This is a genomic window from Flavobacterium sp. Arc2, from assembly GCF_041431385.1.
Lineage (GTDB): Bacteria > Bacteroidota > Bacteroidia > Flavobacteriales > Flavobacteriaceae > Flavobacterium.
On record NZ_JASMRH010000011.1, the window covers coordinates 67,923 to 83,078 of the forward strand.

Consider the following 15,156-nt stretch of genomic DNA (forward strand, 5'->3'; position numbering starts at 1 on the left):
ATCAGGCTGTTATAAACGGTTCTAACAGCTTTTTTGCTTTGGCACTGCCGTATTCCCTGAGCGAATATTTTAGTTTTTTAGCATCCATAGTTACAGCCCTCAACCGTACTTTTTTGAGTACGTCTTTTGGATTTTCTGCGAGCTGATCCAAATTGTTGAGCAGGTCTACCAACAGAAACTCCGGTGTGGCTTTTAATGGGAAATGCGGTTTTATCCTAAAATAAAATGTTTTCCCTCCGAGGTTAAAATCACCATGGCGTTTGTGATTATACACGGTTTTACGGTTGTAGAGCTGTGTGGTTCCTACACCCAATGTGTTGTAAGCGTTTAAAGAAGTAACTAAAAAGCGGTTGTCTTTGAGAAAGGACTGTATCAATACTTCTTCTTCCGGAGGTACCTGTCCAAAAACAGTTAGCTCAGGATAGGAGTAAAGCCCCTGAGATAGCTTTTGTAAAGTTCCTTCCTTTACAAGCTCTTCCAAGTGGCGGTCAACCGATCTGGACCACTTAGACAAATCAGCCCTGCGGTATACCTTTCCTCGTTTTAAATGCTTTTTTAGTTCCTGTAATTTATTCATGATTACAAAGTTAGGAAATAATATTTATTTGCAGACATTTTAATTTAAAATTCATGCAAATATTATTTATAAATAGTTTGTTTAGAATGTTTTATCACGGATAATTAGTTATTTAAATTAGATATTAAAGCTATTTATTAGTAGCTGTATTTTTAATTTAAATGGTTCAAAAGAGGGAGAGCTCGAAGTGCTGTGGTTCAATTACTCTTCTGTAGTCCTGTCATTTTTATTCTGCTGAAGCACATTGTTTTAAAGAAATACTACTATATTTACTATAAACTACTATAAATTGTATGATTGACATTCTCAAGGTTAAAACAGAACTTTTATTGGAAGAAACAAAAACATCAGGTCATGCTCCTTTAAAGTTTATTTGTAATGATAACAATTTGTATTACTGCAAATATTTAGTGGATTTTGATCCAAATGAAATTAATTGCCTTGCTTATGAAATAGTTTCGCATTATCTACTGAAAGTCTTGAATATCCCTACTCCAGATATTGCTTTGGTTCAGGTTGCTGAAGGAACTTTGGATAAAAGTAAAATCATAAAAAACAGACGTCTTCGTGTAAACCATATTTGCTTTGGTTCTAAAGGAATAGATCCTTCAGAAGAAATTAACGAATTTGAAACCTGTACTAATAAAAGAGAATACAATCGAATTGTAAATCCAGAAGACGTGATCAAAATTGCTCTTTTTGATTTGTGGATTAATAATGTGGATAGAGGGCGATTTATCAATCCAGGTTTTAATTACAATTTATTGGTTGTTAGATCTGGTAGCAAACGTAAAATAATGGCATTTGATCATGCTTTTGTTTTTGGTGGAGTTCACCAAATTGGAGTTTTTAATTCAAAAATGCCTTTCGAAAATCAGGATAAGTTTCATCAATCGGATTTTTACAAGAGCTTTATTCATTATATGGACGAAGAAGAAATAATTGAAATTGTTGATAATTTCATACCTTTGTTGAAAATTTCCTATAAGGAGGTTATTGATGCCATTATTTTTCAATTACCTAATGTATGGAAATTAACGCCTAATTTAGCGGACCGAATACAAGAATATTTGTTTTGTGAAGAACGAATTGATAAAGTAAAAGCAGTTATATTGAACAGTAAATCCATTTATTAATATGAAAACATTTTTTAGCATTGTCAGCATTCAAACTAACCCTATTTCTTCGGAAAAAGTGGTTATGGGCGTATTGGCAATCACTGAAAATGAGATTTATTTTGATTATTCTAAAAGCAAATTGGGATTATTGGATAAATTCGCACCAACCAAAATAGGGATTGGAAGCATGGCTAAAAATGCCTTGCAGCAAATCAAGCAAAAAGTGGCTGAGACTAATAAAGCTTTGACCAAAGACCAACAGCAATTAGTATTTGCAAAGTCGATTTTCTCTAAAGATTATATTTCTTATTTGAATAAATATAATAATGGCATTTTGCATTTTACGGAACCTGCTTCTTTGCCTTTTGATTTTACTGCGGAGAAATTCTTGCAGTATTATTACAACTTTATAGGGGAGACGGTAGCTATAGAAACCAAAAAAGAAATTGTGACTTTTGCCAAAAAGATAAAACCTGCTTTTGAAAAAGAAGGTCTTGACGAAAAAGCGGATCTAAAATTTACTTTTGACCCTTTTACTTTCAATGGTATTCTAAAAGAGACACATATACCGCTGATTACTAAGAATGGAGCTATCAGTGCCATTCAAATCGTTGATTTTAGTTTAGGAGAGCAAACGGTGGTTCATCATTTGTATGAAACAAAAATTATAAAAGAAGCTTTGAATGTCTTTGCCCAAAAGGCCAATACTACAGTAAAAAAAATTAAAATAGCTTTTGAAGAACCCAATCAAGGGACATTACAGCATGATTTGTTTGATTTGAGTATTCAAAACTACAAAGATGATTTTGATTTTATTACGCCAGATCTATTAGAAAAAGAAACTGAAGTGATTTGTAACTCTGATAATATCAAGTTTTCTGATTTTCTTTTGACTTTAGAATCATAAAAAGGGCTTTTCAGCCCTTTCTTTTTACAATACGTTTTCTGCTATTGTTCTCTAAAATATTTTAATCGAACTTTAAAAGAAGTCACGAAAAGCAATTCCGCGCCATCGGGGATTGTATGTGTAGTTTGTTATAAAGAACCACACGAAAGGATTCGTGCGGGAGCGGGGGTTTGAGGTTAAATTAAGCCCTATTTTCGGATTTGCCACCCGAGCGATAGCGAACAGGCGAAGCAAATCAATTCAGATACAAAACCAACTTCCCAAATCCGTTGCGGTAGCTGTTAGTGGCTGGCTTATAGTTCTTTTAATGAGTTTACAATATCTTCAATCGTATGAATTGAAGTATTTAAAGCCATTTTGTCGGCAAGCGATGGACTAAATTTTAAAACTTCATCTTTAGAAATTTTATGCCAAATTGGTAATATAACTTTATGCCCATTCATTTCTCGTGCAACCATCCCATTTAATTCGTATTCCGTCCAGTTCTTTTTTACAAAAGATGGTGAAATTATTGCAATTCCAAATCTCGATTTAGAAAGTCCATTATCTATTTTCTTTCTTAAACTGTCGCCAATTTTCAATTCAAATTCATCGTACCAAACTTCAAAACCGTTTTCCTTTAATGCGTCTGCCAAATCTCGAACAATTTCGTCTTTGTCTTCGGACGCATGAGAAATAAAAAAATCAAATTCTTTATCAGATTCTTCATCCTGATTGATTGTAATTTTAGAAGAATAATTTTGATTAACTAGAAACTCCAATTGACTTTTTTGATCATTAATATCTCTTTGAAGTTTTTTCTGAAAATCAAGTTGCTCTTTTTGAAACTTTTTCTGCTCAGTTTCCTCTGACTTTCTCAGATCTTGTTTCTTTCTTCCTAGCTCAATAGATTTGTTTGCAATTTGTTTTTGGTAATCGGCAATTTTCTTTTTGCAGTTATAAATATCATTTTGATAACCCTGAATTTGCCGTTGTTTGCTTTGTAAAGTTGAGAGTGGAGTACTTTTATTGATTGATCTATTCACAGAATCAATTTGTTTTGCCTTATCATTTTCCTTTTTATTTTCATCGGCGATTTTTTTCTGTAAATCAGCAACATCTTTTTCGATTCGGCTAATTAGATTTTGATAATATGATGAGTTCATAGAGTTGATTTTCACGATGATGTTTTCAAAGCTTGCCACTAACGCCAGTCTGTGAAAAAACTATCGTTTGTTTCTTTCAAATATAATGTATATTTCGAATATTAAAGCAAGAAAAGTTGTATATTTAATGATGCAACACATCACAGGCATTGCTCGCAATCAGATGGTTTTTTCTAGTTTAGAAGACACTATTTTACCGGAAAACCCCGTTCGTTTTATCGATGCTTTTGTCGAAGCATTGTCATTACAAACTTTAGGTTTTTCTGTTCAAACCATTAAAGCTGAAGGCCGCCCGAGCTTTGATAGTAAAATCTTTCTTAAAATTTATTTGTATGGTTATCTAAATGGTCTTCGGAGCTCAAGAAAGCTGGAAAAGGAGTGCGCTCGCAACATCGAATTGCAATGGCTTTTGTGTGGAATTGTACCGAACTACCATAGTATTTCTGATTTTAGAAAACAGAATCCATCGGGATTGAAAAACTTGTTCAAACTCTTTGTTTCATTCCTTAAAGATGTGGACTTGATTGCCGGTGAAACCATTGCCATTGATGGTACTAAAAGTAGAGCGCACAACAGCAAGAAAGCTAATTTCAATCAAAAGAAAATTGATAGACATTTAGCTTATATTGAGGAGAAAACTCAAGAATACTTAACCGATTTAGATCAAAACGATTTACAAGACAGCGGTATTAAGATAACTAAAATTCAAGAAAAAATAGAGCGTTTAAAAACTAATAAAATCGGTTATGAAGTTCTGCAAGAAAAACTAAAAGGGAGTGGACAGCCCCAAATAAGCACCACTGATCAAGACGCACGAGCCCTTTTGGTACAAGGAGTAGTAGTCGAGATAAGTTACAATATCCAAGCAGCAGTTGATAATAAGCACAATTTGGTCGTAGCCACTCATACCATAAATCGTAACGATCTTAACGCTTTAGGAGCTATCGCTTTGGAAGCAAAAGAAAATTTGGGCGTAGAGACTTTCACCGTTTTGGTAGATAAAGGCTACCATAATAGAAGGGAAATTGCCCAATGCATAAACCATAACATCACCACCATTGTAGCCCATCCTACGCCAGGAACAAGTAAAGAAAGCGTCACACAACCAGATTATTTGGTAGCCAAATTCATCTACAATAAAGCCGATGACACTTACACATGTCCCCAAGGAGAAATTTTAAAAACGACGGGAAGATGGCATAAAAAAAGTGGTCGAACAGAACAAAGCGGATATCAATTTAAGAAATACCGAACACCATCTTGCAAAGAATGTCCCGTAAAACATCTTTGTACTGCAAGACCTGCAGGAAGGGAAATAGACCGTAGCGAGTATGCTAGTGCCGTTGAAGAAAATAACAAACGTTATCGGGAAAACCCACAATTGTACCGCACACGGCAAGAAATCAACGAACATATATTTGGAACCATCAAGAGACAATGGGGCTACAATCACACCAATTTGACGGGCCTCGAAAAAGTAAATGGGGAGCATAGTTTAATTATGCTTGTCTACAACATCAAACGCACGATAAATATTCTTGGTGTACCCGATTTAATTGCCAAAATCAAGAACTGGAACACGCCCTACAAAGCAAAAGCTTGTATTGTCTTTATTACGAACTATTTTAGGGTTTATAAAGACATTATTAAAAATGAGCTACAATTTGCTACCTAAAAAAGAGCTTGCGGTAGATCGACTATATTTCCGTTTAGGTGTATGTATTATTTACAAAATTATCAGGAAAGGAGGTTTTTTCACAGCCTGACGCTTTGCCACTTTGAGATGGCTGGAAATTCGTAACTTTTCAGTTTTCGGTTTAACGAAAACGTAATGCGAAACGATAATTCCACTAATTTCCAGATAGCTCTATGGCTTTTGACTCCTGGCATATTTTGTTATTGTTTGAATTTTCTGTTTAAATAGTTTAAAACTGTCTGTGCTGAATTTATAACAAACATCGCTTCGTCTTCTTCTAATAGCTCTTCGTTTGGATGTGATAAACTTGCTTTATTCCTAATTGGATTTAGTTTGTCAAGTGTATTACTAAACGAACTAATTATTTGATCAATGTCGTTTTGTCTATGTCCACCTAATTGCAATTTTGGATGATTTGCTTTAAGTTTTTTAAATACTTGTGTTAAATTTTCATCATCTGTCAAAACAATTCCTGCTTTTTTACAAACTTCTTTGAGATAACCGTGTAATGCTGTATGAATCCTGTCAACACCACTTGTTGCACCATTTTTTTCTATCAAAATTTTTGTGTCTTGAATTGCCCTTTCAACCGTTTCGTTAGTTATTGTCAATTGTTCAGAACCAACTGCTTGTGCGCTTTCCAGTCGTTTAATTATTTCACCAATTTCATCTGCTATTTTATTTTTAGTTTGTCTGACTTCCTCTGGAAAAAAGTCAACAGGATATTTTTTAACTATACCTTTTAGTATTTTAGCTTGTGTTGGTGCATCTGACTTTTCAAGAATTATCAAAAATCTTTGTCTTGTTGTACCTTCATACGTTTCTGGTGAAATATCTACGTCGCAGAAATACGGATAAAATTCTTTGTGTGTTGAATATGAAAAGTCTCCAAGATAACCACCGCTTACTCCGATATAGGAATTTGTAATCATAAAAAGTTCAGGTCTTGTCAGCATAATTTTTATCTATGTATAATGTTTTAGGTTTTCATATAACGTTATGCTACTTTGATATGGTTGGAAGTTCGTAATAGCTCAATTTTCGGCTTAACGAAAACTTTATGCGAAACGATAATTCCACTAAATTCCAGTTAGCTTAAAATGGTGGTTAGGCGTTGCCGTTTTATGTTCTGTTATTCGTAGGTTTTTATTGTTGACAATAATTCAGTTTTAAAGTCATAGATTTCGTCTAAAGAAGAAATTAGCTTTTTCTCTCCGTTATCTTTTCCGTTATGGAAAAGTTCAACGTATTTATTTGCGGAATTAAAATGTAATCGACAAATCGGTTTTCTGTTATTATCATCTAATAAAATACCAAAATAAGATTGAGTATCTCTAAATGCAATCCTTGAAGAAGGTAAAACTTCTCTTAAAATTGCTTTTATGATTTGTGAACCTTCAATTTCTTCTTCTGTTGTGATAAATTTTGGAGTTTCTACATTTTCGTTAATCGCATTTGTTTGTTCAGTTGCTTTTGAAGGAACAGTTTCAGATATATTTAAAGCATTTTTTAATCTAAAGTTTATAGTTTCATTTATTGAAGTAGAAAATGCTTTTTTAGTATATTCCTTAAACGAAACTAATCTTGGAGCAGTCAAAGGTTTAGTGAAAAATCGATTTACTAAAAGACGCACCATTTCGTCTGAAGGTTCTTGTATTTCTTTTTCAAATTCTTTTCTAATTGCTTTTATATATTTTAATCCTTCTGCTGAATCTAAAATTTCTTCAAGGTTATAACCATTTTTAGAAAAATTTTGTAAAATTTTTAAACTTGTTTCTTTCAAGTCTGATATGTCTAAAGTAAAAAATGGTTTTTCATCCATAATATTAGGTTTCTCTAAATCGGCATAAAAGTTATAAATATGACCATTTGTTAAAACACCAAAACGAGATTTTGAAGCGTGATAATATCTATGAAGTTGAGAATTATGAGCATCAACATTTTCATTCCATTTTTTACATTCAATGATTAAAATAGGTTCGCCATCTTTTTTAATTACGTAATCTATTTTCTCTCCTTTTTTAGTACCAATGTCACAAATATATTCAGGAATTACTTCTGTTGGATTAAAAATATCATAACCCAGTATTTGAATAAAAGGCATTACAAAAGCATTTTTAGTCGCTTCTTCTGTATTTATTTGGTCTTTTAAAGAATCAACCCGTTCATGTAGTTGTTGTAATTTTAATTTTAAATCTTCCATTGGTTTTTATATTTTATATATTTTTAATAAGCACTATTTCTCTGTTTTACGGTACGGTTACATCTAACGTTCCCACGCTACAAGCAGTTTGGAACTAAATTAAGCCCATTTTTCGGATTTGCCAAATCATCCAAAATACAAAACCATATTTAAATTAAGCCTAATACCCAAATTGCTTGTAGCGTGTGTTATGCGTAGTTCTATCTGAGTCCAGTTTATAATTTAGATTTACGAATAAATGCAATTAAATCGTCAACATTATTTACAACCTTTTGAATTTTGCCATTTTCGTCTACAAAAAGATGTGTTGGATATAATTGAACCCCTAAAGACTGTTTCATATAAATATCCGAATTTGGTATTACAGCATAGTTAAACTGCTTTTTTTTAAGAAAATTTATTAAATCATTTTTGTTGTCACTTGCCAAGCTTAAAAATATAACATTCTTGTCTTGTTTATAGTCTTTTACTAATTGATTTAATTCGGGAAATTCTTTTACACAAGCTACACAATGTATAAACCAACACTTTAGAATAAGAATTTTTCCCTTTGTATTTGCCCTGTTATACACGACTCCATTCAAATCAGTAAAATTAAAATCTGGTAGCTTTTTACCTTCCATTTTATAATTTGAAATCTCGGATGAAGCCGATTGCATAATTGTTGAAGTAATAGCAGAATCTTTATTATTAAGTTTAAATAGCTTATAACTTGGGATACTGTCTTTAAGAGCTGTTTTGATAGCAAAAAATTTGCCAGTAAGTAACTTATTCAAAAATTGAGTCTTATATAAAACTGTAGAATTTGTGTCTAATGCAATAAAGTCTTGGGCTAATCGAATATTGTAATAATCGTAATCATACCATGTTATAAAATCCTTTAAGATGTCCTCAGGTTTGGTGTCATATGAGATGTCTTCAGGCTTGGTAACATCGTTTTTATTTTTTAGCTCTAGTTTTGCTTTTTTTTGGGTTTGTTTACTACTATTATTACACGCTGATGTGAATATCAGAGTGCCTAAAATTAATGACTTAATAATTGTTTTCATCTTATGATTTTTATTGTACTGCGTGCTGCGAATTACGCATAACTTGTATATAACATCAACAAGTAACGCTTTTTTTAAGTTTTACCATATTTCAAGCTATATATTCTAGTTCGTAAATAAAGACTTTTAAAACTATTGTTACAATACCCACATTTAGTGATATTTTGACTTTATTTAAATAGGATAATAGTAAGCTAATTCTATTGCGGCATTTTTTCATTTCTTTCTTCTAGTTCTCCAGCTATCATTATAATGCCTATTCCTCATACATTCATAAAACTTCCCTCTCAGATATAGACCTAAAACCCATACCACAACAAACCCAATGATTTCATACCATTCCATATTTTGAATCTTTAAGTAAGGTCAAAATAGGGGTTTAAATTTTTATATAATATGCATTTTGGGAATTTCGATATGCAATGTGGGAATATCTATAGACATAAAAAAAGATGCCTGAGCATCTTTCTACATATTGTTTTCATATTTTGAGGATAACGTAACCCTTTAAATAATCACAAATCTACTATTTGTCACTTTCGTTTAGGCGGTTTTAATGAAGGTGTATTACCAGGAGTGTCTTTATTATCACGTTGGCGTTTGTCTGGCTGTCCTGTTGATGTTGCCGTTCTTTTTGGTCCTGGTTTAAGTGCCATAATTTCAGAGTTTTAAGTTGTTAAATCCAAATATATAAAAAAAGTCAGAATAATAAAAATGTACAATTAATTTCATGAAATCTTTGGCGATGGGTGCTTAGTTGTGGTATTTGCACTATCTAAACTATTCTTTTTCTAAATCTACTCTAAAATCAAAAAACTCCTTAGGCTGTATTTTAAGTCCATATGATAAATTAAGTATTGTTTCTAATGTTATATTTTCAGTTCCTTTTTCAATTTTACTAATAAAACTTGCGTCGAGATCACAATTTTCAGCAATCTTCCTATAACTTAGACCTTTCTGTTTTTTTATTTCTCCGAGCCTTTTACCAAATTGCAGTAAAAATGCACTTTTTGTAGTTTCATTAATCATAGCCTATGTTTTAGGCAATTTCTTTAAATTTAAAGAAATTAATGTGGCAATATATTACCACGTTAATGTTTTTTAGTATATTTGTTTTATCATTACATTAAAGTAGTGTATTTTTGCGATTCTTCAAATACAATATTGAAGCATTCGCTTTGAATCTCGTTTCAGAAAACTGGTAATTTTAACACACGAGAAGATAAGTACTATGCTCACGTCCCATGGCGTGGGCTCACTTATTCGTGTGTAGGGTATACCAGTACCTCTGAAGCGTTTAAGATGAGTTCCATGCCATTTTTTATGCTCCCTATTTTGGTATTTACTCCACTTCATTCTTAGCGCTTTATCTTCATTTTTATAGTCTCGCAGCAGTTTAAACCGCTAAAACTTGTATGCCTATGATTGAATAAATGAATACTCCCTATAAAACACCTGCACCGAAAGGTCCATTGAATAATCGCCTAGTTAATTTATTTTGAATTTGTTAGTAAAAGGTGCAGGCTTGTTTTTTTGATGGTGAATTAAGACCAAAGGAAATAGATCCACTTATTTGAAATAACTCATAACCTAAAAAACAAAACCCATGACCCAAAACCCATTTTATAACCCCCATAAATTAATAAGATGAAATACTACAGACAAATTCAAGCTGCATTAATAGTGGCATTAATAGTATTGATATGTCTTTGGATTTATGGTTGCCACAGTTGTACCTAGTAAAGAAAAAATAACAAAATATAAATCCAATTAAAACCCTGCCTATGATAGAATAAAAAGTAAACACAAAAAGCCCTTCGACTGTACTTCGGCTTCGCTCAGTATAAACTAAATCAGGGTGACAAAAAGTAAGTGCAAAAAAAAGGCCCTCTAACCGTCTGGACAACTGAAAAGAGGACCAATGCTAACAAAAACATTCATTTACATTAACTAAACCAATATTATGAAAAATATTTCATTAAACAAGGGTAGGGCGGTATTGTGGTATCTGCTTATTTGCATACTACTGAATACTAGTGTTACTCTTGCTAATACGCCCATAATCCCTACGACTTTGCTCAAAGTGGGCAATAGCTTGCGAAAGGAGAATCTGAAACAAGTTCAGATTGAACAAGTTCAGATTAAACAAATTACGGGAACAGTAACGGATAAAGGAAATCCTTTACCTGGAGTTACCGTACATTTAAAGAGAAATAATACGACAGTCCTTACTGATTTTGATGGACACTACTCCATAAATGCTTTACCTACAGATGTACTTGTGTTCTCCTTTATAGGATACAAAACGATTGCTGTCGCTGTCAATAATCAAACAATACTTAATATCCAGCTTCAAGAGGACGCTACCAACTTACAGGAAGTTCGTGTCAATGCAGGTTATTACAGCGTAAAAGAAAGTGAGCGTACAGGAAGTATTGCTAGAATTACGGCGGCGGCTATTGAAACGCAACCGGTCACAAATGTGCTTGCGACTATGCAAGGAAGGATGGCGGGTGTGAATATTGTACAGGAAAGTGGGATTGCAGGTGGCGGATTCAGTATCAACATTCGGGGGTTAAACAGTCTTCGTGAGGGTGCGAATGCTCCACTCTTTATTATTGATGGCGTGCCCTATTCGTCTGATCCTATTAGCGACCGCCAAACGTCTACGTCTATTCCTGGGGATGGCAACCCATTAGGGAGTATTAATCCTGGCGATATTGAAAGCCTTGATATATTAAAGGATGCAGATGCCACAGCAATTTATGGTTCTCGTGGTGCCAATGGCGTAGTGCTGATTACCACTAAAAAAGGCAAAACGGGTAAGACAACCTTCACAATTAACAGCAATCACAGTAGCGGAACGGTCAGCAAGATGATGCCTATGATGAATACCTCGCAGTATTTAGCGATGCGTCAGGAAGCTTTTGCCAATGATGGCATTGTTAGCTATCCCGCAAATGCCTATGATGTGAACGGTACTTGGGATCCGAGCCGATATACCGATTGGCAAAAGAAACTGATAGGAGGGACGTCTGAAGTCATGGGATTGCAGGCTTCGGTTAGTGGTGGTTCTGAACAAACTAAATATCTCTTTAGTGGTAATTATCGAACGGAAAGCAGCGTATTCCCCGGAGATTTTTTATATAAAAGAGGAGGTGCTCGACTTAGTTTTGACCATGCTTCCGAGGACAAAAAGTTTCGCATTACTTTTTCGGGAAGCTATACCGCGCAGCACAACGACTTACCATGGATTGACTTTGTAACCTTATCGAGGCAAGTTGCACCGAATGCTCCCGCACTTTATGATGCGGATAACAAGCTGAACTGGGAGAACAGTACTTGGGAAAACCCATTGGCCAATTTAGAAAGCAAAAATATCGCTCAAACCACTGACCTTATAGTGAATAGTTTACTTTCTTATACATTGGCCAAAAACTTGGAATTTAAGACGAGTCTTGGTTTTACCGACCTTCATAATGAGGACAATCGTTCTATACCCTCTACTGTGTATAATCCTGCTTATAATTTAGGCAGTCAGTATTCCTCCATTTATAGCAATACCTTGAGCAGGCGGTCTTGGATTATTGAGCCACAATTGAACTGGAGAGGGGATTTTGGGAAATCAAAAATTGATGTATTGGTAGGAGCCAGTTATCAAAACCAAGATAGCGAAAAGCTACTTAGCCTCGCCAGTGGATTTACAAGTAATAGCTTGCTATCTGACTTGGCGTCGGCATCGGTGACACTGATTTTGAATAATAATGCTATACTTTATAAATATCAAGCTTTTTTTGGACGAGCTAATTACACCTTTGTCGACAAGTATATTGTAAATTTCACCGGTAGGAGGGATGGTTCTAGCCGTTTTGGACCAGGAAAGCAGTTTGCTACTTTTGGAGCCATAGGCGGGGCTTGGTTGTTTTTTAAAGAGCCACTGCTAGCTGAAAATAGTTCATGGCTCAGTTTTGGAAAACTACGATCTAGTTATGGTACCACTGGAAATGATCAAATAGGGGATTACCAATTTCTAAACACCTACAGTTCCTCTGGATATCAATATGGAGGTACCAATGGTTTGCAGCCTGCGCGACTTTATAATGCTGATTTTGGTTGGGAAACTAATAAAAAATTTGAAGCTGCGCTAGAGCTTGGATTTTTTAATGATCGTATTTTTTTGACAACCGCTTGGTATCAAAATCGTTCCTCCAACCAGCTGGTTGGTTTACCTTTAGCAGGAACCACAGGTTTTAGTAGCATCCAAGCCAATTTAGACGCGACTGTTGAAAATACTGGTTTTGAAGCTACGCTGCGCTTAGTACCGATTAAAACTAATAATTTTTCGTGGACGACTAATTTTAATATAACCAGCGCGACCAATAGATTGGTTTCTTTTCCTGATTTAGAATCTTCTGGCTACAGAAGCGATTATGTAATAGGACAACCTACGACAATAAGAAAACTATTTCATTTTACTGGAGTCGATCCACAAACTGGACTGTATCAATTTAAAGATGTGAATGGCGATGGTGCTATATCGTATGAAAATGACCGTGAAACAGTTAGGGATTTTAACCCAAAATACTATGGTGGACTGCAAAACCTATTTGTTTTCAAAAGCTTACAATTGGATTTTCTATTCCAGTTTGTTAAACAAGAGAATTTCAATTTTGCCAATACGCAGCGCTTTGCTGGATTATTGAGTAATCAACCATCAGCTTATGTCAACAGCTGGCATCAGGCTGGGGATTTGGCTCCATATCAGAGGTATACTACTGGCACTGACCAACAAGTTATGCAGGCTAGTGAATATTTTGGTTTGAGTGACGGTGCTGTAAGTGATGCCTCTTATATACGGCTTAAAAACATTTCGCTCTCTTACGATTTTCCACGTGAATTGTTGCCACAGTTGGGGTGTCGTTTGTCACTACAGGCACAAAATCTCCTAACTATCACTTCTTACAAAGGTGGAGATCCTGAGTTTACCCAAGGCGGTACTTTACCTCCTTTACGTGTTATTTCAGCTGGAGTGCAACTTACTTTTTAATATTTAAAATCCAAACACATGAAAAATCAAATAAGAATTCGGAACTATTCTATAAAACTACTGGCTCTGTCTAGTTTTCTTTTCATTGTAAGCTGTGATGATTTTGTTGCAGTCGACCGACCTAATTCGCAGTTGACCACGGACGCGGTTTTTGAGAACGCGACCACGGCCAATGCAGCTATGGTTGATGTTTATGCACAAATGAGAGAGAACGGACTGTTAACCGGAAAGTCTTTTGGGATTTCTTGCCTGTTGGGTACGTATGCTGATGAACTAGTTTCTTATGAAAATGGTGCTTACACGACAGCCGATTTTTATAATAATTCTTTACTAGCTTCAGATGCTTTTGTTTCCCTATTATGGAACAGTTCCTATAATCAGATTTATGCTGCCAATGCTATTTTTGAAGGAGTAGGTAATTCTGCTTCATTAGCGCCAAGTGATAAAAATCAATTACAGGGTGAGGCACTTTTTGCAAGAGCCATAACGCACTTTTACCTCGTAAATCTTTTTGGGGATGTGCCTTATGTAAGTACAACCGATTATGTTTACAACAGTACAGTGCCGAGAATGGCGACCGAAGTCGTTTATAAAAACATCATTGCCGATCTTGAAGTCGCTATTACCTTACTACCTTCAGACTATAGTAAAGCAGACCGAACTCGCCCCAATAAGGCGACAGCACAGGCATTGCTTGCACGCGTGTACTTGTACCATGGTGATTTTGCAGAAGCAGCGAATATGGCCTCAGCAGTATTGAATGATACTTCGCTTTATATATGGGATGATAATCTTGACTCCGTATTTCTAAAAGAAAGTACTAGCACTATATGGCAACTTGCTTCTGGAAGTGAAGGTGCGAATACAGATGACGGCAGCACCTTTATTTTCTTTTCCGGTCCGCCAGAGTTGGTTGCCTTGTCAGATAATTTTGTATCCCAATTTGAGACCAACGATTTGAGAAAGAGTCATTGGATAAAGACGGTTACCGAAGGAGGTGGCCTTTGGTATCATCCTTATAAATACAAGCAAGACATTGCTAGCGGTTCCTCATTAGAATACTCCATTATTTTCAGACTAGCAGAGCAGTACCTGATTCGGTCAGAAGCACGTGCTAGGCAAGGAGACATGATAGGTGCCAAAGAAGATTTAAACAAGATAAGACATACGGCAGGCCTACCAGATACGGATGCTACTACTCAAACAACCTTACTCGAAGCCATCTTACAAGAACGCAAGGTTGAATTATTTACCGAGTACGGGCATCGTTTTTTTGATCTGAAGCGTTTTGGGAAGCTGGATGCTGTCTTGGGTACGAAACCTGGATGGAATGCAACCGACCAATTATGGCCTTTGCCACAGTCTGAATTACTAGTAAATCCATTTCTAAAACCTCAAAATACTGGATATTAAT

Annotated in this window: 12 protein-coding genes; 5 read left to right on the forward strand and 7 right to left on the reverse strand. The window is 34.9% G+C overall.

Going from position 1 to position 15,156, the window contains the following annotated elements:
* Position 1: 1 nt before the first annotated feature.
* The gene (locus QO182_RS09385; protein WP_371543351.1) at positions 2-577 is read right to left on the reverse strand and encodes a hypothetical protein; all 576 of its coding nucleotides are present in this window, start codon (positions 575-577) and stop codon (positions 2-4) included.
* Positions 578-870: 293 nt separating this feature from the next.
* Between QO182_RS09385 and QO182_RS09390 the strand changes: the two genes are divergently transcribed.
* Together QO182_RS09390 and QO182_RS09395 are read left to right on the forward strand one after the other, a co-directional pair.
* Positions 871-1,713, forward strand: a complete 843-nt coding sequence (locus QO182_RS09390; RefSeq protein WP_371561190.1) for a HipA family kinase — start codon at positions 871-873, stop codon at positions 1,711-1,713.
* Position 1,714: 1 nt separating this feature from the next.
* Entirely contained in the window at positions 1,715-2,602 is an 888-nt protein-coding gene (locus QO182_RS09395; protein WP_371561192.1) for a hypothetical protein, read from the forward strand.
* A 293-nt stretch (positions 2,603-2,895) separates the two neighbouring features.
* Here the strand turns inward: QO182_RS09395 and QO182_RS09400 are convergent, their stop codons facing one another.
* Complete coding sequence (locus QO182_RS09400; protein WP_371561194.1) at positions 2,896-3,747, reverse strand: TIR domain-containing protein; 852 nt, start codon at positions 3,745-3,747, stop codon at positions 2,896-2,898.
* Positions 3,748-3,832: 85 nt separating this feature from the next.
* Between QO182_RS09400 and QO182_RS09405 the strand changes: the two genes are divergently transcribed.
* Positions 3,833-5,422 (forward strand): IS1182 family transposase, encoded by a 1,590-nt coding sequence (locus QO182_RS09405; protein ID WP_371561196.1) that lies wholly within the window; start codon positions 3,833-3,835, stop codon positions 5,420-5,422.
* 221 nt (positions 5,423-5,643) lie between these two features.
* Here the strand turns inward: QO182_RS09405 and QO182_RS09410 are convergent, their stop codons facing one another.
* The 5 genes from QO182_RS09410 to QO182_RS09430 form a co-directional block, all read right to left on the reverse strand.
* Positions 5,644-6,399, reverse strand: coding sequence for an abortive infection family protein (locus tag QO182_RS09410; protein WP_371561197.1), 756 nt, complete (start codon positions 6,397-6,399; stop codon positions 5,644-5,646).
* A gap of 176 nt (positions 6,400-6,575) precedes the next feature.
* Positions 6,576-7,646 (reverse strand): type I restriction endonuclease, encoded by a 1,071-nt coding sequence (locus tag QO182_RS09415; protein ID WP_371561199.1) that lies wholly within the window; start codon positions 7,644-7,646, stop codon positions 6,576-6,578.
* A 215-nt stretch (positions 7,647-7,861) separates the two neighbouring features.
* The gene (locus QO182_RS09420; RefSeq protein ID WP_371541062.1) at positions 7,862-8,695 is read right to left on the reverse strand and encodes a TlpA family protein disulfide reductase; all 834 of its coding nucleotides are present in this window, start codon (positions 8,693-8,695) and stop codon (positions 7,862-7,864) included.
* A gap of 533 nt (positions 8,696-9,228) precedes the next feature.
* Positions 9,229-9,351 (reverse strand): hypothetical protein, encoded by a 123-nt coding sequence (locus QO182_RS09425; RefSeq protein WP_255673695.1) that lies wholly within the window; start codon positions 9,349-9,351, stop codon positions 9,229-9,231.
* A gap of 124 nt (positions 9,352-9,475) precedes the next feature.
* Positions 9,476-9,724: a helix-turn-helix domain-containing protein gene (locus tag QO182_RS09430; protein WP_371561201.1), complete on the reverse strand. Its 249-nt coding sequence runs from the start codon at positions 9,722-9,724 to the stop codon at positions 9,476-9,478.
* 934 nt (positions 9,725-10,658) lie between these two features.
* On the opposite strand from QO182_RS09430, the gene QO182_RS09435 reads away from it, so the two are divergent.
* Both QO182_RS09435 and QO182_RS09440 read left to right on the forward strand, forming a co-directional pair.
* Positions 10,659-13,742, forward strand: a complete 3,084-nt coding sequence (locus tag QO182_RS09435; protein WP_371561203.1) for a SusC/RagA family TonB-linked outer membrane protein — start codon at positions 10,659-10,661, stop codon at positions 13,740-13,742.
* Positions 13,743-13,760: 18 nt separating this feature from the next.
* Positions 13,761-15,155, forward strand: coding sequence for a RagB/SusD family nutrient uptake outer membrane protein (locus tag QO182_RS09440; protein ID WP_371561205.1), 1,395 nt, complete (start codon positions 13,761-13,763; stop codon positions 15,153-15,155).
* Position 15,156: the final 1 nt, after the last annotated feature.